Raw genomic sequence first — 18,932 nt, 5'->3', positions numbered from 1 at the left:
AGGGAAGGAGAAAATAATATGAAAGTTGTTTCCATTTTTATGACAAAGGTTGCTTCAGCCATCGGCAAATTTGTCATGACGGTTGTACAGGCGGCAAGAAACTCATTTAAGCTCTGCCTTGAGACTATTATTCCGTTTTTGATCTTTGTATCCACGGTATTTACCCTTATCACAAGGACCGGGGTAGGAAATATTATTGCAAATGCGCTGTCCGGGCTGGCAACATCTCCGTTCGGTCTGGTTATTATGGGACTGATTATCACATTTCCGCTGCTCTCCCCGATCATCGGGCCGGGGGCAGTGATCCCGCAGGTAATCGGTGCTCTTATCGGAGGACTGATCAGTACCGGGTCGGTGCCGCTTGCTATGGCGCTTCCCACTGTATTTACAATCCACCAGCCCTGCGGCGCAGACTTTATTCCGGTAGGAATGTCTTTATGTGAAGCTGAGCCTGAAACAGTTGAGGTAGGAGTATCGGCGGTCCTGTTTTCCAAGTTTATTGTGGCCCCTGTTGAGATCATCATAGCGGTGATTATCGGACAGCTGGTATTCTAAGGAGGAAAGATACATGAAATTTAAAACAGTGATCGCAGGGATCGGCAGACAGGCCCGCGATTTTAAAGATGAAAAGATGCTGATATTTTTTGGACAATGTGCAAACGGAGGACTTGAAGACTACAGTGTGCTCATAAAGGAACCGCGGGAGACAATTACGATCTGCCCGGGAGATGTACTTACGATCGGTAAAAATACGTATCCGGTTACAGCTGTAGGAGATAAAGCATCGGAGACGTTTTCAGATCTGGGACACTGTACCGTGCGCTTTGACGGAGCCAAAGAGGCGGTGCTTCCGGGAACTGTACATGTAAAGGGAGATTATCCGGAATACCAGGTCGGCGACAGTGTTGTGATTGAATAGGATTGTGAAGAAATGAAAAAAGTGTCAATCAGAAAGATTGACACTTGGATTTCAGCGGTAGGAGTTAATCTCCAACAGATATTTTTTTGGATTTTTGTGTGAAATGGTGTATTCAAATGGCCGGCCGTCTGCCAGATAGGCAACCATTCCGATCCGGATCACAGGTTCGTTGCTTTCAAGGCCCAGAGCTTCTGCGATCTCTTTCGGAGGCAGAATGGCATCTACTGTCTTGTGGGCCATGGACACCTTCATGCCGTTTTTCTCGATGAAATCATAGATGGAGTCTACCAGCACCTCACAGGTGATTCCCTTGATGGAAAACGGCGCATAATATGAATAGTCATATATGATAGGCTCTCCATTTTTATAGCGCAGACGGACAAGATAGTATACCGGATCGCCTGCATTCATCTCCAGTTTCTCGGCCACTTCCTCGGATGCCTCTGTGATCTCAAAGGCGATCAGACGGGTGGAGGGAACATCGCCGGAAGAACGCAGATCTTCCGGGAAGCTCTGGAGAGAATCCAGCGACTTGCGCAGCCGGCGGTCAGAGACAAAGGAGCCCTTTCGGGGAATGCGGTAAATAATCCCTTCGTTCTCCAGGTCAGACAGTGCCTTCTGTATGGTCGGGCGTGAAAATCCAAACTCTTCGATCAGATCACGCTCAGAGGGCAGTTTGTCATTGGGGGACATGTGATGTATTTTATCTAAAATGCATTGTTTGACTGACATAAATTTTCGATTCATTATAGGTCCTCCTATAGAGCAGAAAAGTGTAGATGACCATACGGTTTATTCGTATTTTTGCCGCTTCATTATACTATATACCCCGACAAAAATCCAGATGTTTTAAGAAAGCGAGGAACAATAAAGTGTATCAGATAGAGAATGAAGTATGCCGGATCTCGGTGAAAGAACACGGCAGCGAACTCTGTGAAATGTATGATAAAACCAGGGGACGTGACTATATTTGGAAGGCCGGTCCGGTCTGGCCTAAGCACAGCCCTCTCCTGTTTCCTTCCATCGGAGGGTTCTATGATGAAACCTATACTGCAGGAGAGAAAGCTTATAAAATGAGGGCACATGGTTTTGCCCGCGATATGGATTTTACACCGGTTCACAGAAGCAGCAGTGAGATCGTTATGCAGCTTGAGAGCAGTGAGGATACCTATCAAATCTATCCTTATCATTTCTGCCTTCAGGTTTCCCACCGGCTGGAAGGAAAGAAGCTTACTGTCACATGGAAGATTCTCAATGCCGGGACCAATATAATGTATTATTCCATCGGAGCACATCCGGGATTTCAGTTTGCCGGAGGCACAAAGCTTTCAGATTACCGTCTGATTTTTGACAGGGCTTTGGATCTGAACACACACCGGGTGAAAGGCCGGCTGGTGACGAAGGAAACATATCCTGTGGCAAAACAGGCCGGAGAGCTTGCACTGTGCCCTGATCTGCTCCGCAGGGATGCATTGATCTTTGAGGATGGGATTTCATCCATGACTTTGGATTGTGCCGAGGCAGACTACCACCTGAAAGTAAGCTTTCCGGGATTTCCGGCGGCAGCAGTCTGGACTATGCCGTCTGATGTTGAGGAAGCTGAGTATCTGTGTATTGAACCATGGTGCGGCATCAATGATTTTGCAGGGCAGGGAGTACAAGATATCAGCAACAAGTATCTGATCCAAGCGTTAAATGCCGGAGAAAGCTGCACAAAATCCTATACAATAGAAATCTTTTGATCTTTTGGCTGCTTCTCCGGCCTGCACTCATTTTCACAGAGCACACTGCAATTCATTAAAAAGCTGAATATACTTATTCAAGTATTTCTTTTGCCACAAAAACAGCATTTAAAACTTTTGGAAAACCAGTATACGGAATGCACTGCAGAAAAGCTTCTATTATCTTTTCTTTTGGGATCCCTGTATGCAAAGCCGCCTGAATATGGACTTTCAGCTGTGCCTCACATCCGCCGGCTGTCAAAAGACTTGCAAGCGTGATCAGCTCCCGCTCCTGAATGTCCAGCCCTTCCCTGGAGTAAATATCGCCGAATGCGAATTCGATAATATACTGTCCCAGGTCAGGAGCAATGTCCTGCAGTGAACGGATCACCTCGTCCCCTCCTTTTCCGTCAATTTTCTGCAGGTTTTCTCTGCCCTGTTCTAATCTTGATTTTTTCATCTTGTTTCCTCCTTTTGATGATGCTGTATGTGACAGATAAATGGTAAGGGATAGACTATAGTCTAAGTCAAGAATTATTTGGCCGGCCCAGTTTTCAGTGCAGATCTACGCTGGAGGTTTTTATTTTCAATTGTGCTCAGGTGATTTATAATAGGACTGAAGAACAGGAGGTTTTTATGAGGATCGGAGAAACAGCGGAAAGAACCGGGATCAGCGAATATACACTCAGATATTACGAGAAGAAAGGGCTGATCCGGGTTGGAAGGGATGAGGCCGGAAGAAGAGATTACCGGGAGGAGGATTTAGAGTGGTTTCGTTTTATTCAGAGACTGAAGGATACAGGTATGCTTCTCAGGGATATCAGGACTTATTCAGAACTGCGGTATGAGGGCAGAGCCACAATGAAAGAGCGGATGCAGATGCTGAAGGTCCATCGGGACTATGTGATCCGGCAGAGGGAAAAATGGGAAAACCATTTTAGAAATCTGGAGGATAAAATAGCATTTTATGAAAAGGAGATTACCAATGATTCGGAAAATGAAACTTGATGACCTGAATTTCATTATAGAACTTTGAGGAAGGCAAACAATGGGAGAATTAAGAGAACTGCCGAACATCGGTGCAAAGCTTGAGGAACAGCTGAACGAAGCGGGAATCCATACGAAAGACCAGTTAATGAAGACGGGAAGCCGCGAGGCCTGGCTGAAGATCCGGGCCTTCGATGAGTCAGCATGCCTTCACCGTCTGTGGGGGATAGAGGCGGCCATTGAGGGAGTGAAGAAAAAAGATCTTCCTGATGAGGTACGCAGGGAGCTGAAAGAATTTTTCGACAGTGTAAAAAATGAACGGTAAGATTTTACAGGGGATTCTATTGTGACAGGATTTTTAGTTGTAATTTTTGTCAAAGTGAAATACAATAGAAGAGTTATTGAAACTTGTAAAGGAGAAATTGTTCATGAATCTGATTGAAATAGTAAAGGCTGCTGTCCTTGGAATTATTCAGGGAATCACAGAGTGGCTCCCCATCAGCAGCACCGGCCACCTGATCTTGTTTGATCAAATCTGGCCGATGGCATCAAGCCCTGAATTTTTTGAGGTGTTTAAGGTTGTGATCCAATTTGGATCTATACTGGCTGTGCTTGTACTGTTTTTCCATAAGCTGAATCCTTTTTCAGCCCGGAAAAGCAGGCAGGAGAAAAGAGAAACTTATCAGCTTTGGAAAAAGGTCATCGTCGGGTGTATTCCCATAATTATTGTGGGTCTTCCGCTGGATATGATCCTGGAGGATTATCTCTCGGGAGTCTATGTGATTGCGGCAGCCCTGATCTTTTACGGCATTGCATTTATTGTCATTGAGAGCAGAAACAGGCGTCCGTCTATGAGTTCTCTGAAGGACCTCACCTATAAGGCCGCATTTTTTATCGGATGCTTTCAGGTGCTTGCGGCGATACCGGGTACATCCAGGAGCGGAGCAACAATTCTGGGAGCAGTGCTGCTGGGATGCTCACGTTATGTTGCCAGCGAATTTTCATTTTTTCTGGCGGTGCCTGTCATGGCAGGTGCCAGCGGACTGAAGCTTATTAAATATTTTATGGAGTCAGGCATGTTTTCAGGAACAGAGTGGATTCTTCTGCTCGTTGGAACAGCGGTATCTTTTGTGGTATCCATCCTGGCCATTCAGATGCTTCTGAGTTATATCCGCAGACATGACTTTAAGATTTTCGGAGTGTACCGGATTTTGCTCGGTATCGTAGTGATCGTTTATTTCGGATTTTTAATGTAGGCAGATAACCAAATCTAAAAGAAGACAGCAAACCCGAAGAGCAAAAAGAGTGCCCTTCGGGTTTGCTTTTCTTAGTTGGCAAAATTTCGTGTAAACATATCGCTTTGTTCTACAAATTCTTCCATATCTTTAAACCCAAGGCGGTGAAGCAGTTCCATTACATATGGATTGTCAAGGGGTGTCCGGTAAGGGGCTTCCTCTCCGTACTGTTCTACATTGGATTTGCCTTTTTCTTTGTCGATGATGATCTTGGGGCCTCCCACACAGCCGCCTTTGCAGGCCATTCCCTCAAAGAAGTTGGCATCGGTTTCTCCTTTTTGGATCTGTTCGATCATTTTTCTGCATGCAGGTACTCCGTCTGCCTGCTGCGCATGAACAGGAACCTCTCTTCCGGGATGAAGCTGTTCCACGGTGGATTTTACGGCCTCACTGACACCGCCTGTATGGGCATAGATCCGGCCTGCCCTGGAGGAATGCTCCCGGTCATTCTGGATCAGTTCTTCCGGCCGTATATCCGCAGCATCAAAAATATCCTGTACTTCCTGAAAAGTGAGCACATAGTCCACGGCATCTGCAATGTCCGGTTCTTTGGCTTCTTTCTTTTTGGCCATGCATGGTCCGATAAAGACGGTAACCGCTTCCGGATGAATTTTTTTCACCGTCCGTCCGGCAGCGATCATCGGCGATACAGCTCCCGGTACATGGGGCATGAGCTCATTGTATATTTTACGGATCATGGCGATCCAAACAGGACAGCAGCAGCTTGTGAGCTGGAAATCATCCTGCGTATGGATGTGCTTGTCAAACTCCAGTGCCTCTTTCAGTGTCAGGATATCAGCAAATACGGCTACCTCTACCATGCCTTTAAACCCTGCGGCTTTCAGGGCACTTCTCAGCTGTCCGGGGGAGGCATTTTCATACTGCCCAACAAATGCAGGGGCGATCAGTGCATATACATCCTTTTTCTCACTGCGGATTTCCTTGAGTACCGGAAAGATATCCTTGCTCTCAGCCAACTTATCCAGGCTGCATGCTTCTATGCAGACTCCGCATCCCGCACATTTGTCCGGATCGATGGTAAGCTTTCCGTCCTTTTCTTCTATGGCATCAAAAATACAGCTGTTTTTACAGGCCCTGTCATAGGCGCATTCCTGGCAGGAGTCTGTGTGAATGACCGGAGCATACTGGTCCGGGTTTAAAAGACAGTCAAGATGGTGAGGATCATAGTCCTCGTCATTGATGTCTTCATCCTTCATTTGATTTCTCAATAATTCTTTATATAATTCCTGAAAAGTCTTCAATCTGTTTCCTCCTGTTCTGGAAAAGCTGCAGCTATTCTGCGTTCAGTGCCGCCATAGTAATATAGTTGTACGGCTGGTTAAAGTGCGGGAGGAAGAATAAGTCAAACAGTTTTAACTTATCAATCGTGACTTTTTCCTGGATTGCCATAGAAAACAGGTGAATGGACATGGAGATATCATAGTCAGAACAAAGCTGGGCTCCCAGGATTCTCCGGGTTTTTTTGTCATAGACGATCCGGATGACCACCTTATAATTATCCTTTTCCATAAAGCCGGCTTTCTGCCAGTCTTCATAGTCTGTGGCCGCAGCATCAAAACCAAGCTTTTTTGCCCGGTTCAGGGAAAGTCCTGTGCTTACCATGTTTAAGCCCCAGATGCTGATTCCGTTCGATCCCTGGACACCCGGAGATTTCAGTTCTGTGCCGCAGGCATTATGGGCTGCAATGATCCCGGAACGGACTGCATTGGTGGCAAGAGCGATATAGTCTGTATCCTCAATGGCATTGTTGTACACGGTAGAACAGTCTCCGACGGCGTAGACATCCGGATGGCTGGTCTGCTGCATGAGATCAGTAAGATAGGCGCCGTTTTTGTTGAACTGTCTGAGCTGGCCGTTTCCAAGCTTTGTGTTTGGACGGAACCCTACACAGAAAATAACCATATCCGCATCGTAGCTGTTTTTATCTGTGATGACTTGTTCCACCCTTGTATCTCCGGCAAGACGTTCAACTTTTTCTTCAAAAGCCAGATGGATGCCATGGTCAGAAAGCTGTTTTTCCATACGCTTGCAGAACATATCGTCATAGTATGCGGAGAGACATGTTTCGGCACAGTCGATCAAAGTGACATCACGGCCGTTGCGCTGGAAAGCTTCGGCAAGCTCTACTCCGATATATCCGCCGCCTACCACTGCAACTTTTTTTATGGATGTATCTCCGAGCTTTTCAATGACTTCCTGAGCATTCTGATAAAGCTTGACAAATTGGACATTTTCAAGGCTCATGCCGGGGAGCTGAGGCCCTACCGGGGTAGAGCCGGTGGCAAGGATCAGTTTGTCGTAAGAATATCCGCATTCTTTGCCGGACGCATCTTTTGCATAGACCGTCTTTTCATCAAAATCTACAGAACTGACAGTTGTTTCCATGTAGACCTTAGCTCCTTTTCCCTCTAAGATTTCCTTGCTGGAATAGAACAGCCCGTCAGGGCCTGAGATCTGTCCGCCGATCCACAGGGCCATTCCGCAGCCTAAGAAGCTGATGTTGGAATTGGCATCAAAGGCAGTGACATCCACATCCTTATAATGATCCAGAATTGTATTCAGTGCTGCAGTACCGGCGTGATTTGCACCGATGACGATAATTTTTTTTGGCATAATCCTAATCTCCTTTGATTCAAATAATATTTCTTCTGTTATTCAGTATTCCAAAAAATAAGAAAATTATCTGCGGTTTGCAGGAAAAGGATGCCAGATGTTTGATTTTTCTGCTTTGGGCAATACTTAAGACGATATTTTTTTAAACCACTTATTCAGGAAATCATCAGGAGGAAATGTTTTATGCTTATTATTAATGGCAGAATCCTGCCAATGACAGGAAAAGAAATTGAGCAGGGATATTTGAGGACAGAAGGCAGGATGATTAAAGAGCTGGGATGTATGGATCAGGCTCCGGAACCGGAAAAGACCGAAGAGGTGCTCGATGCCGCCGGTGCATGGGTCATGCCGGGACTGATAGATGCCCATTGCCATGTCGGCATTATAGAAGAGAAGAGGGCAGAAGCCGGGGATGACTGCAACGAGGTCACAGATCCTCTCACTCCGCAGATCCGGGCCATTGACGGCGTCAACCCTATGGATCCTGCTTTTCACGATGCGATTCAGGCAGGAATCACTTCTCTGATGACCGGACCCGGAAGCGCCAATGTGGTGGGAGGCCAGTCTGTGTTTATGAAAACACACGGGCGCTGCATAGACCAGATGGCCATACTCCAGCCGGCTGCCATGAAAGCGGCTTTTGGAGAAAATCCTAAAAATGAATACGGGGGAAGAAAGCAGATGCCTTCCACCCGCATGGGCACAGCAGCCCTTTTAAGAGAAACTTTGTTTAAGGCAAAACAGTATGAAAAAGAAAAGAAAGAGGGAAAACTGGAAAAGACAGATTTCTGTATGGAGCCGTGGATTCCGGTGCTGGAAAAGAAAATCCCTCTGAAAACCCACGCGCACAGAGCCGACGACATCCTGACAGCAATCCGCATTGCCAAAGAGTTTGACATCGACCTGACGCTGGATCACTGTACAGAAGGCCATCTGGTGGCAGATGAGATTGCTGCATCAGGCTTTCCCGGTATCATAGGACCGGATCTGACGGCAAGGTCCAAGATTGAAGTGCAGAATATGAGCTTTAAAACCAACGGGATTCTGGAAAAAGCAGGAGTGGTCACGGCCATTATGACAGATCACCCTGTATCCTTAATCGGCTGTCTCCCTCTTTGTGCAGGACTTGCGGCAAAACAGGGCATGAGTATGGAAGGAGCTCTGAAAGCCATCACCATCAATGCTGCAAAGATATGCCGTGCGGATCACAGAGTCGGCAGCCTGGAGCCCGGCAAGGACGCAGATATCGCTGTTTTTTCAGACAATCCGGTCAACACCCTGACAAAGACGGTTTATACAATCATTGACGGTCAGGTTGTTTACCGGGAAGAAGATGACCGCTAGGGCTTCAGGATCACCTTAATGCACTCGTCCTCTTTTTTATCAAAAATAGTGTAGGCGTGCTTTCCTTTGTTCAGAGGGAGCCGGTGAGTAATAATATCCGTAGCATCAAAGGTGCCGTCAGTGATCTGTTCAAGGATCGGATCCACATAGCGCTGAGCCGGGCACTGGCCCATTTTCAGGGTGATATTGCGGTCAAAAAAGTTTCCGAGAGGGAAAAGATTATACCTTCCTCCATAGACCCCGATCATTGCTACAGTGCCGCATTTTCTGACTGCCTCAGAAGAAATTTCGATGGCGGATTTGGAGCCTGCCTGCAGCTTCAGTGCAGATTCTACTTTTTCAACAGCGGACATTTTGCCGTCCATTCCAACACAGTCAATGACCACATCAGCACCGCCGTGGGTGATCTCTTTGATCTCCATGCCGGTGTTGTCATAATCTTCAAGATTCATAGTCTGGGCTCCGTAGGAAGCCGCATGTCTGAGACGGTAGTCTACGCTGTCCACAGCAATGACGCGTTTGGCTCCGAGCAGAAATGCCCATTTGATGGTCAGAAGGCCTACCGGGCCGCAGCCGAGGACAACGACCGTATCTCCCGGTTTCATGCCGCTGATGTCCACAGCCCATCTGGATGTGGGAAGGATATCTGTCAGAAATAAAACCTGTTCATCCGCAAGTTCTTCCGGAACTTTTACGGGGCCTACATTGGCATAGGGAACTCTCAGATATTCAGCCTGCCCTCCCGGATAACCGCCGAAAGCATCGCTGTAGCCAAATAAGCCGCCGGCTCCTCCATTCGGATTGGAGTTATCGCATTGGCTGTATTCTCCGTGCTCACAGAAAAAGCAGTGTCCGCAGGCCACAGGAAACGGGACGATGACACGGTCCCCCTTTTTCACTTTTGTCACATCTTTTCCGGCTTCCACTACGATTCCCATGGTTTCGTGTCCGAGGATAAAACCAGGGTTCAGAGCAGGAAGCCGTCCGTGGATCAGGTGGAGGTCAGAGCCGCAGATGGCAGTGGAAGTAACTTTGACAATGATATCGTCAGATTTTTCTATTTTTGGGTCAGGAACTCTTTCCACCTGTACGTCCCTGACTCCATGATAAACGATTGCATCCATTTTATTTTCATCCTTTCTCAAAAATTTTCTTAGTTATAATATGGCTTACTGCTTGACGGGCTATACTTGACATTTAAATCTTACAGTTGTAAGATTTATAAAACGAAGAAAAAGGAGAGCGTCAATGAAAAGAACCATTTGTTTATTGATTTTGATCTGCAGTTTCTGTATACTGTCTGCCTGCGGGAAAAAGGAGACAGAAAAAAATAAAACCATTGAGACAGAGCTTCTGAAGGCTGCCGGCAGCTATCAGGACATTTATAAAACGGCAGAGAAAGGCAGGGGGATAAACGCTGTCCTGCCTGAAAAGGAAGTGCACAGGATTGTGGACCGCCTGGGCAGAAAAGGGTATGCAGCGGCCTGTATGGAAAACGACTGCAATATGCAGAATATGCAGAAAATAAACAGAGGGCTGAAACGTGCAGAAAAAGGAAAGGAAGAACATACTGTATTTTACTGTGTCACTTCATCCGGAGGCCTTCACCGGTATGAAATGAAGTTCCGGAATAAAAAAATGAAACTAACCGATGCTTATCTGGATTGGGATAAGAAGCAGAAACCGTGTGTGTCCTATGTGGATTTCAAAACAGCTGCCAAATGGGAATACACAAAAAAAGGATGGCTGATCTGGGAGACTGTTCCTACAGAAAACGAAGAGATGGATACCCACTGTATGGTGAGGGTGCTGCCGCTGAGCGGTGAATGCCGGAGGCTGGGCAGAGAATACATAAGTCCTGTGGGATATCGGGGAAATAATCTGTTTCTGGCTGACTGGGACAGAAAAGATTACAAAAATTTATATCTGAATGATCTGTATGAATATTTTTATTATATGAAGCATCACAGATATTTTCAGGATGACAATGACGTAAACAGGATAGCGGCTGAAAAATTTGAGGCTGTCCTGCAGGACTATCTGCCGTTTACAAAACAGGAAATACGGAAAGCAGCAGATTACAGCGAGAGTGACCGTGCTTATCTGTGGGAGCCGCTTAGGTGCTGGAATCTGACACCCCAGTCAATGCCGGTGCCGGAAGTTGTGAAGGCAGTGCACAGGAAGGGAGGCATTACCGTTCTGACTGTGGATGCTCTTTTAAGACAAAAGGGCACGGATCAGGCGTTTACCCATCAGGTAGTTCTTAAAAAGCAGGGAGACGGAAGGGTTCGGTTTATAAAAAATACGGTTATTTCCGAAAACAGGGACAAGCTTCCGGTGTATGAAAAGAGGAACCGGAAGCATCGTCCGGAACTATAGGAAAGATGTTTGCAGAAACTCTATCGGAAAAAAAGAATATCTGATATAATGAAACAAATGAAAAAAGGCCTCTTCTGCAGGTGATCTGCGGCAGAGGTTTTGTTTTCCGGAATGCAGATATGAAAAGCCACAGCAGGTAAGGAGTGAACGGTATGGAGATATCAAAAGCTAATATTGTATTTTTCAGCCCTACGTACAGTACAGAAAAGATCACAAGGCTTCTGGGAGATGTCTGGGGAGACGAACTGTGTGAATCCATTGACATATCCAGTTACAAGGATGCCGGGAAACAGTATGAATTTCAGAGTGACGAGATTGTCTATTTCGGTGTTCCGTCCTACGGGGGACGTGTTCCGGAACCTGCGGTCCAAAGATTCCGGAATATGAGAGGGAATGGGACACCCATTGTTCTTGCGGCTGTGTTCGGCAACCGTGATTATGATGATACCCTGCTTGAGATGAAGGATTTGGCGGTAAATCAGGGATTTGTGCCTGCTGCTGCGGTGGCGGCAGTGGCGGAGCATTCCATTATGCGCCAGTATGCCAAAGGAAGGCCGGATGAACAGGACCGGAAAGAACTGCAGGAATTTGCTGAAAAGATCCGGGATAAAGTAAATGGGGTAAAGGAGCTGAAAGACTTCGGAGAGCTTTCTGTAAAGGGAAACCGTCCATACCGGGAATACAGCGGGGTCCCCATGAAGCCTTCCGCGGGAAAGAAATGTACAAAATGCGGCGTCTGTGCGGTCCGGTGTCCGGTGGGAGCCATTTCTTTAGAGCACCCAAATGAAACAGACACAGACAAATGTATCTCCTGCATGAGATGTATTGCAGTCTGCCTGGAACATGCAAGAAGTGTCAGCAGGCCTGTCCTGGCAGCGGCGTCCATGAAGCTGAAAAAGGCCTGTACAGAGCCCAAAAGAAATGAGATGATCTTATGAGGCCCGAATTAATTATGTTAGGCACAGGAAATGCCATGGTTACAAAGTGCTTTAACACATGTTTTGCAATACATAATGAAGAAGACTATTTCCTTGTGGATGCAGGCGGGGGAAACGGGATACTGGCCCAGATCGAAAAGGCAGAGATACCGTTTGAACAGATCCGGCACATGTTTCTGACCCATGCTCATACAGACCACATCCTGGGAGCAGTATGGATGGTCAGAAAGATAGCTGCCATGATGGGTGCAGAGGCTTATCACGGGAGATTTATAATTTACTGCCATGATGAGGCAGCGCATATTTTAAAAGAAATATGCAGGCTCACTCTTGCAGAAAAGTTTCTTAAGTTTATTGGAAGCAAGATCCTGATTCAGGAAGTAAAGGACGGAGAGAGACAGGAAATTTCCGGGATTGCGGTCCGGTTCTTCGATATTCAGTCGTCCAAGGCCAGACAGTTTGGATTCCGGGCGGACTGGCAGGACGGCCTTTCCCTGGCATGTCTTGGGGATGAGCCTTACAACAGTGTGTGCAGATCTTATGTGGAGGGGGCAGACTGGCTTCTGTGCGAGGCATTCTGTCTGTATGGTCAGAAGGATATATTTCATCCGTATGAAAAGCACCACAGCACGGCGTTGGACGCGGCAAATCTGGCAAAGAAACTGAAGGCCGGGAATCTGGTGCTTTATCATACAGAGGATACCGATTTAGAAAACAGAAAAAAGCAGTATACAAAAGAGGCAGAACTGCTGTTTTCAGGAAATGTTTTTGTGCCGGATGACCTGGAAGTTCTGAAGCTGTGAGGGTTCTCTCAGCAGCTTAAGGTTTTCAGGTAATGCCGGAAGATTTTTGCATGTACCTTTTCATCCATGGCAATACGGTTCAGTACGGCACAGACGAACTGATCCTGTATTTTAGAGGCAGTCTCCAGGTAAAAGCTGGCGGCTGCTTCTTCTGCCTCTACATTATCCTTCAAGGCTTTTCGAATGTTGTGTGTGTAGTCGGGAGCGTTCCCGGTCCAGCACTGGCAGGTGTCTTCCGCAAACTTTGGATCACCGCCCAGAAGCGTCACAAGAGTTCCCAGCATCTGCATATGGTGCATTTCCACCTTGGAAATTTTCGCAATCGTTTCGGCTAAAGAAGAATATTTCTGAAGGAAGATCCAGTTTTGATAAATATATGTGGTGACAGCAGTCAGTTCACTGGACTGGGCCCGCAGTGCCGGCAAGATCATTTCAGCGTAGCGGGGATTTCTGCGTGCTGCTTTCACAGGCGGATAAGGACGGGGTGCAGTAACCTCCGGCCGGTAAGAATCAGAAAATGTCATATAAAAAATCCTTTGCTGTTTCAGTTGTTTTTATAGTATGCAGGGATAAGAAATCAGTGAATCTATGTTATAATAAAAAAGATTGTCTGTCAGTAAACGTTCTGAGGTCTTCTGCATATTATAAAGGTACTGAGAGAATAAGGATGTAGAGGGCCCGTGAAACAGCCAAAAAATGAACAAGCAGCAGTGAGAGTTTCTGTCAACAGCATTCTTGTGAACCTGATGTTATCCGCATTCAAGCTGTTTGCAGGAGTGGCCGCCGGATCCGGCGCAATGATCTCTGATGCAGCGCATTCTGCATCGGACGTGTTCAGTACAGTCATTGTACTGGCAGGCGTTGCCATGGCGTCCAAAGAAGCTGATGAGAAGCACCAATACGGCCATGAACGGATGGAATGTGTGGCGGCAATTTTGCTTGGAGCCGTACTTTGTGCGACCGGCATCCTCATAGGGGCTGCCGGGCTTCAAAAGATTTTTTCAGGAAATATAAAAAACCTTGCAGTTCCGGGGGCCTTAGCTATGGGCGCAGCTCTGGTTTCTATTGCTGTCAAAGAAGGAATGTATTGGTATACAAGAAATACAGCGGTGAAAATAAATTCCGGGGCACTGATGGCTGACGCATGGCATCACCGTTCAGATGCGCTGTCTTCTGTGGGAAGCTTTATCGGAATATTGGGAGCACGGATGGGATTTCCGGTGCTGGATCCTCTGGCAAGTGTGGTGATCTGTATTTTTATCATAAAGGCGTCTTACGATATTTTTGCAGATTCTGTCTGCAAGATGATCGATGAATCCTGCAGCAGGGAGACTGTGGAACAAATGAAGCAGATTATATCCCGGCAGCCCGGAGTGGAAGGAATCGACGATATCCGGACCAGGAAATTCGGAGCCAGGATATATGTGGATGTGGAAATATGCATGGACGGCTCGCTGACTTTGAAACAGGCGCATGAAACTGCAGAGCAGGTTCATCTGAAAGTAGAGGAAAATTTTGCAGAAGTGAAACATTGTATGGTACATGTGAATCCCGTCAAGAATGAGGATGGGGGAATAGAAGAGGAAAAGACAAAATGAAACTGATTTTATCATACTTGAAAAATTACAAAAAAATGTTTGCGCTGAATGTATTTTCGGTATTCGGTTTTGCTCTGGTAGAGCTGGGGATACCGACGATTGTAGCGTGGATGATTGACCGGGGCGTATCAGCAGAGGATACAGGATTTATTTTTCAGATGGGCGGGGTGATTCTTTTGGTTTCACTGCTTGGAACCGCAGGAACCATCCTGCTTGGCTACTGCTGTGCATATCTGTCCACATCCATCACCAGGGATATCCGAAACGATATGTTTGAAAAGACACAGGAATTTTCACACAGGGAATTTAAGGAGTTCGGCACAGCCTCCCTGATTACAAGGACAACCAATGATGCCTTTCAGATTCAGATGTTTTTAAACATTCTGTTCCGCACAGCCCTGATGACTCCGGTTATGACTGTGGGAAGCATCGTTTTGGTGCTGAAAGCATCCTTAAAACTTTCCATGGTTATTTTGGGAACCATTCCTTTTATTATAGTGGGTGTCATTATTGTGGCAAAACGTTCAGAGCTGCTGAGTGAACGCCAGCAGTCCTCACTGGAATGGATCAACCGGATTTCAAAAGAAAATATCAGCGGCATCCGGGTTATCCGGGCGTTTACCAACGACCGGCATGAAAAAGAACGGTTTGACGGAGCCAACAGTGCTTACATGGGATATTCCAAAAAGCTTTTTAAACTCATGTCTGTGACACAGCCGGCTTTTTATTTTCTTATGAATCTGGCAGGAATGCTGATCTACTGGATCTCCAGTGTGATGATTCAGCAGGGAGGACTGAATATTGGACAGCTGGTAGCTTTTATGGATTACCTGTTTCACGTTATGTTTTCTATTATGCTGTTCTGTCTGGTGTTTATGATGTATCCGAAAGCCGCCGTCAGCGCAAAGAGGATCACCAGAGTGTTTGATGCACACCCGGCAGTAGCCGGCGGATCCAATGAGGCGGACGAAAAAATTTCTATAGATGAGATTCAGTTTGACCATGTGACATTTGCATATCCGGACGGGGAGGAAGCTGTGCTTACCGATGTGTCTTTCACAGTGAAAAAGGGGGAGACCATTGCCTTTATCGGAAGTACAGGTTCAGGGAAAAGCACGCTGATCAGTCTTGTGCCCCGGGCCTACGATGTATCCGGGGGCAGAGTGCTGGTGAACGGAAAAGATGTAAGGGAATTAAACCTCAGTACTCTGAGAAATTCCATCGGATTCATACCGCAGAAGGCACTTCTTTTTTCAGGGAGCATCGCAGACAATTTAAGATTCGGAAAAGAGGATGCTTCTGTTCAAGAGATGGAGGAAGCGGCACGGACGGCCCAGGCCTATGATTTTATTATGGAAAAAGGCGGATTTGACGTTCAGATTACTGAGAACGCCACAAATGTATCCGGCGGGCAGAGGCAGAGGCTTTCCATTGCAAGGGCGCTGGTGAGAAAACCGGAAGTGTATATATTTGACGATTCTTTTTCTGCACTTGATTTTAAGACTGACGCAAAGCTCAGGAAGGAACTGAAAAAGACACTGGGAAATGCCATTATGATGGTGGTGGCGCAGCGGATCACCAGCATCATGGATGCAGATAAAATTATGGTGCTCAATGAAGGACGGGTTGTCGGAGCCGGCACCCACAAAGAACTTCTGCAGAGCTGCAGGATCTATCAGGAGATCGCTGCATCCCAGCTGGATAGGGAGGAACTGGCCGATGATTAAAAAACTGAAGCAGGCAGGAGAAGTCCTGAAAAAATTAAAGCCGTTCATTGCTCCGTATAAATGGGGGTTCCTGGGGACAATTGTGACAGCGGTCATCAGTGTGGCGGCTATGACATCTGCGCCCAGAATTGAGGGAATGATTACAACTCAGCTGGCAAAAGACGCATCGGAGATAACAAGGAAAATTCCAGGAGCCGGAGTTCATTTTGATGTGATTCTTAAGATCCTTCTGATACTGGCTGTAATATATATTATAAAAATGGGGACACAGATCATCAGTATGTTTTTGCTGACCAATTCGATCCAGAGCGCTATGCATGATATGAGAAATGCAGTGCAGGATAAAATCCGGAGACTGCCGGTGAAATATTTCGATACCCACAGCTTTGGTGACACCTTAAGCCGGGTGACCAATGATATTGATTCTGTATCCAACGGTCTTCAGCAGAGCTTTATCCAGGTGATCAGCGGAATTCTGACCCTGGTGCTGGTTCTTGTTATGGTATTTACCATCCAGCCTGTGATGGCATGGCTGGTAGTGCTGATTATTCCTGTCAGTATTCTGATCAGTATCGCTGTCGTAAAGAGGAGCCAGAAGCAGTTTAAGGCCCAGCAGGATTCGCTGGGAGAACTGAACGGAGCTATTACGGAGCTTTACACAGGATACAATGAGATCATTTTATTCGGCAGACAGAAGCCTTCACTGGAGCAGTTCAGGGAGATCAACGGAAGGCTTCAGAAACATGCACTGAAAGCACAGTTTATATCCTCTATTATGAGCCCTCTCATTTCTCTGAGTGTTTATCTGTGCATTGGCGGTGTAGCAGTTTCGGGTACGGTTTTTGTTATTCAGGGAATGCTGACAGTGGGAAATCTCCAGGCATTTATCCGTTATATATGGCAGTGCAATGAACCTCTTTCTCAGGTAGCGCAGCTTTCATCCCAGATCCAGGCAGCTTTTGCGGGCCTGAAAAGAATTTTTGAAATTCTGGATGAACCGGAAGAAATACCGGACCCTGAGCCCTGCGTGCCCCTTAAGGAAACAAAGGGAGAGGTGGTGTTTGAACATGTGTCTTTTGGATATGGGGATACGCCGGTAATCCGGGATCTGGATATAAAGATAAAGAACGGGCAGATGGTAGCTATTGTAGGACCTACAGGTGCAGGAAAGACGACCATTATTAACCTGCTGCTGCGTTTTTATGACACGGACAGCGGAAGGATTCTGATCGACGGTGTGGATATCAGAACGATGAAAAGGGAAGATTTGAGAAGCCAGTTCGGCATGGTTTTACAGGATACCTGGCTGTTTTCCGGGACCATATATGAAAATATCAAGTATGGACGTCTGGATGCCAGAAAAGATGAGGTGATCGATGCGGCTAAAACGGCAAATGTCCACCACTTTATCCGTACGCTTCCAAAAGGATACGATATGGAGATCGACGAGGAGGGCAGCAATATCTCCCAGGGAGAGAAGCAGCTGCTTACCATTGCGAGGGCTGTGCTCAAGGATCCGAAGATTCTGATTTTGGATGAGGCAACTTCCTCTGTGGATACAAGGCTGGAAAAAATGCTGCAGGAGGCCATGCATAAACTTTTGGCCGGCAGGACCAGCTTTGTCATAGCCCACCGGCTTTCCACCATAAAAAATGCAGATTTAATCCTTGTTCTGAAGGAAGGGCAGATCGTTGAGACCGGTACCCACCAGGAACTGCTTGATAAGAAAGGTTACTATGAACAGCTGTACCATTCGCAGTTTTCTGTGTAATCATCAATCACCGTTTCTTGTCTGTACACATACAATGATAGTGTGAAAGTGATAGTTTTCCTGTTATTTTCACATAATCAGACAAGAAAGGATAAATTTATGACAAATAGATGTAAGCAATATTACTGTAACCCCTGTAACGAAGGAGGCCACTGCGGATGCACTGGGACTGGTTCTGTACTGGGTTTTGGTTCTTTGCGGGGAATCAGTATAGAGAGTCCCGGGGCAGCGCCTGAAAACATACCATTTCAGTTAGTTGGGCCGCTGTCAGATACGGTCAAAGTCAGTCAGACCGGCAATGAGCTAGTGGCCGGAGAAAGCGGGATTTATCAGATATCCTTATCAATCAGCGCCGAGGCCACAGCAGAACCGGATACGGATCAGCCTTATCTGACTGCGATTATCACCGTGAATGGGGCACCGATTTTCGGTGATATCTCCACCTATCTTAAAGTGACAAACCGGAGCACTTCGACATTTGTTGTTCAGGCTTCCTTATCAGCCGGAGATGCAGTAGGCGCAGAGATCAGTTCAGACTTCCCTGCTTTAGGATATATCAATCGTTCCTTATCCATCATCCAGCTGAGCATTTAAATTAAGAGTTTTTCTCCACTATCTCCAGTCGGCTCTGGAAAGGCCTCCTTCCGACAGTGAAGAAAAACTTATCGTTAAAAGGCACCTACTGTTTTATGGGTATCCTTCTCCAGCAGATATTATGTCCATTTTGACCAGTTCGGAGGCCTTGCATTCGAAGGGATGTTAGTTTTTCTTCTTTCAGCAAAGACTCGCAGGCGGTGTGCACAGCACAGTGAGGCT

Annotated in this window: 20 protein-coding genes; 14 read left to right on the top strand and 6 right to left on the bottom strand. The window is 46.6% G+C overall.

What is annotated here, in order from left to right; all coding sequences use genetic code 11:
- The first annotated feature begins 18 nt into the window (after positions 1 to 18).
- Positions 19 to 555, top strand: a complete 537-nt coding sequence (locus KH180_RS15035) for a PTS sorbitol transporter subunit IIB (RefSeq protein WP_290761728.1) — start codon at positions 19 to 21, stop codon at positions 553 to 555.
- A 13-nt stretch (positions 556 to 568) separates the two neighbouring features.
- Positions 569 to 919 (top strand): PTS glucitol/sorbitol transporter subunit IIA, encoded by a 351-nt coding sequence (locus KH180_RS15030; RefSeq protein WP_290761726.1) that lies wholly within the window; start codon positions 569 to 571, stop codon positions 917 to 919.
- Between the two features lie 51 nt (positions 920 to 970).
- On the opposite strand, the gene KH180_RS15025 is transcribed toward KH180_RS15030, so the two are convergent.
- Positions 971 to 1,666 (bottom strand): GntR family transcriptional regulator, encoded by a 696-nt coding sequence (locus KH180_RS15025; RefSeq protein WP_290761724.1) that lies wholly within the window; start codon positions 1,664 to 1,666, stop codon positions 971 to 973.
- A gap of 125 nt (positions 1,667 to 1,791) precedes the next feature.
- Here KH180_RS15025 and KH180_RS15020 point away from each other — a divergent pair, with 125 nt between their 5' ends.
- Entirely contained in the window at positions 1,792 to 2,661 is an 870-nt protein-coding gene (locus KH180_RS15020; protein WP_290761722.1) for an aldose 1-epimerase family protein, read from the top strand.
- 73 nt (positions 2,662 to 2,734) lie between these two features.
- On the opposite strand, the gene KH180_RS15015 is transcribed toward KH180_RS15020, so the two are convergent.
- The gene (locus tag KH180_RS15015) at positions 2,735 to 3,100 is read right to left on the bottom strand and encodes a carboxymuconolactone decarboxylase family protein (RefSeq protein WP_290761720.1); all 366 of its coding nucleotides are present in this window, start codon (positions 3,098 to 3,100) and stop codon (positions 2,735 to 2,737) included.
- A 176-nt stretch (positions 3,101 to 3,276) separates the two neighbouring features.
- On the opposite strand from KH180_RS15015, the gene KH180_RS15010 reads away from it, so the two are divergent.
- The 3 genes from KH180_RS15010 (at position 3,277) to KH180_RS15000 (ending at position 4,883) form a co-directional block, all read left to right on the top strand.
- Positions 3,277 to 3,648 carry a MerR family transcriptional regulator gene (locus tag KH180_RS15010; RefSeq protein ID WP_290761718.1) on the top strand — a complete coding sequence of 124 codons (372 nt, stop codon included), beginning with the start codon at positions 3,277 to 3,279 and terminating at the stop codon, positions 3,646 to 3,648.
- Between the two features lie 40 nt (positions 3,649 to 3,688).
- The gene (locus tag KH180_RS15005) at positions 3,689 to 3,952 is read left to right on the top strand and encodes a TfoX/Sxy family protein (RefSeq protein ID WP_290761716.1); all 264 of its coding nucleotides are present in this window, start codon (positions 3,689 to 3,691) and stop codon (positions 3,950 to 3,952) included.
- 103 nt (positions 3,953 to 4,055) lie between these two features.
- Entirely contained in the window at positions 4,056 to 4,883 is an 828-nt protein-coding gene (locus KH180_RS15000; RefSeq protein WP_290761714.1) for an undecaprenyl-diphosphate phosphatase, read from the top strand.
- Positions 4,884 to 4,954: 71 nt separating this feature from the next.
- Here the strand turns inward: KH180_RS15000 and KH180_RS14995 are convergent, their stop codons facing one another.
- Together KH180_RS14995 and nox are read right to left on the bottom strand one after the other, a co-directional pair.
- Positions 4,955 to 6,184, bottom strand: a complete 1,230-nt coding sequence (locus KH180_RS14995) for a [Fe-Fe] hydrogenase large subunit C-terminal domain-containing protein (RefSeq protein ID WP_290761713.1) — start codon at positions 6,182 to 6,184, stop codon at positions 4,955 to 4,957.
- A 31-nt stretch (positions 6,185 to 6,215) separates the two neighbouring features.
- Positions 6,216 to 7,556 carry a H2O-forming NADH oxidase gene (gene nox / locus KH180_RS14990; protein ID WP_290761711.1) on the bottom strand — a complete coding sequence of 447 codons (1,341 nt, stop codon included), beginning with the start codon at positions 7,554 to 7,556 and terminating at the stop codon, positions 6,216 to 6,218.
- Positions 7,557 to 7,739: 183 nt separating this feature from the next.
- On the opposite strand from nox, the gene KH180_RS14985 reads away from it, so the two are divergent.
- On the top strand, positions 7,740 to 8,900 hold the full coding sequence (locus tag KH180_RS14985; protein ID WP_290761709.1) for an amidohydrolase: 1,161 nt from the start codon (positions 7,740 to 7,742) through the stop codon (positions 8,898 to 8,900).
- Here KH180_RS14985 and KH180_RS14980 read toward each other — a convergent pair.
- Positions 8,897 to 10,024, bottom strand: a complete 1,128-nt coding sequence (locus tag KH180_RS14980; RefSeq protein ID WP_290761708.1) for a zinc-dependent alcohol dehydrogenase — start codon at positions 10,022 to 10,024, stop codon at positions 8,897 to 8,899. The two genes, KH180_RS14985 and KH180_RS14980, sit on opposite strands and share 4 nt — an antisense overlap.
- Before the next feature lie 124 nt (positions 10,025 to 10,148).
- On the opposite strand from KH180_RS14980, the gene KH180_RS14975 reads away from it, so the two are divergent.
- The 3 genes from KH180_RS14975 to KH180_RS14965 all read left to right on the top strand — a co-directional run bounded on the left by KH180_RS14975 (position 10,149) and on the right by KH180_RS14965 (position 13,020).
- Positions 10,149 to 11,279: a DUF6070 family protein gene (locus KH180_RS14975; RefSeq protein ID WP_290761706.1), complete on the top strand. Its 1,131-nt coding sequence runs from the start codon at positions 10,149 to 10,151 to the stop codon at positions 11,277 to 11,279.
- 152 nt (positions 11,280 to 11,431) lie between these two features.
- On the top strand, positions 11,432 to 12,217 hold the full coding sequence (locus tag KH180_RS14970; protein ID WP_290761704.1) for a 4Fe-4S binding protein: 786 nt from the start codon (positions 11,432 to 11,434) through the stop codon (positions 12,215 to 12,217).
- Positions 12,214 to 13,020 (top strand): MBL fold metallo-hydrolase, encoded by an 807-nt coding sequence (locus KH180_RS14965; protein ID WP_290761702.1) that lies wholly within the window; start codon positions 12,214 to 12,216, stop codon positions 13,018 to 13,020. Before KH180_RS14970 ends, KH180_RS14965 begins: the two co-directional genes overlap by 4 nt.
- Before the next feature lie 8 nt (positions 13,021 to 13,028).
- Here the strand turns inward: KH180_RS14965 and KH180_RS14960 are convergent, their stop codons facing one another.
- Positions 13,029 to 13,544, bottom strand: a complete 516-nt coding sequence (locus tag KH180_RS14960; protein WP_290761700.1) for a ferritin-like domain-containing protein — start codon at positions 13,542 to 13,544, stop codon at positions 13,029 to 13,031.
- 156 nt (positions 13,545 to 13,700) lie between these two features.
- Between KH180_RS14960 and KH180_RS14955 the strand changes: the two genes are divergently transcribed.
- From KH180_RS14955 to KH180_RS14940, 4 genes are all read left to right on the top strand, one after another.
- Entirely contained in the window at positions 13,701 to 14,618 is a 918-nt protein-coding gene (locus tag KH180_RS14955) for a cation diffusion facilitator family transporter (protein ID WP_330624591.1), read from the top strand.
- Positions 14,615 to 16,345 carry an ABC transporter ATP-binding protein gene (locus KH180_RS14950; RefSeq protein ID WP_290761698.1) on the top strand — a complete coding sequence of 577 codons (1,731 nt, stop codon included), beginning with the start codon at positions 14,615 to 14,617 and terminating at the stop codon, positions 16,343 to 16,345. The genes KH180_RS14955 and KH180_RS14950 overlap by 4 nt, the downstream gene beginning before the upstream one ends.
- Entirely contained in the window at positions 16,338 to 18,116 is a 1,779-nt protein-coding gene (locus KH180_RS14945; protein ID WP_290761696.1) for an ABC transporter ATP-binding protein, read from the top strand. Before KH180_RS14950 ends, KH180_RS14945 begins: the two co-directional genes overlap by 8 nt.
- A 99-nt stretch (positions 18,117 to 18,215) precedes the next feature.
- On the top strand, positions 18,216 to 18,710 hold the full coding sequence (locus KH180_RS14940; protein ID WP_290761694.1) for a hypothetical protein: 495 nt from the start codon (positions 18,216 to 18,218) through the stop codon (positions 18,708 to 18,710).
- Positions 18,711 to 18,932 lie beyond the last annotated feature (222 nt).

The organism is Anaerostipes sp., from assembly GCF_018381315.1.
GTDB lineage: Bacteria > Bacillota > Clostridia > Lachnospirales > Lachnospiraceae > Anaerostipes.
Note: the sequence above shows the minus strand (reverse complement) of the source record. Positions and strands in the feature narration are given on the sequence as shown.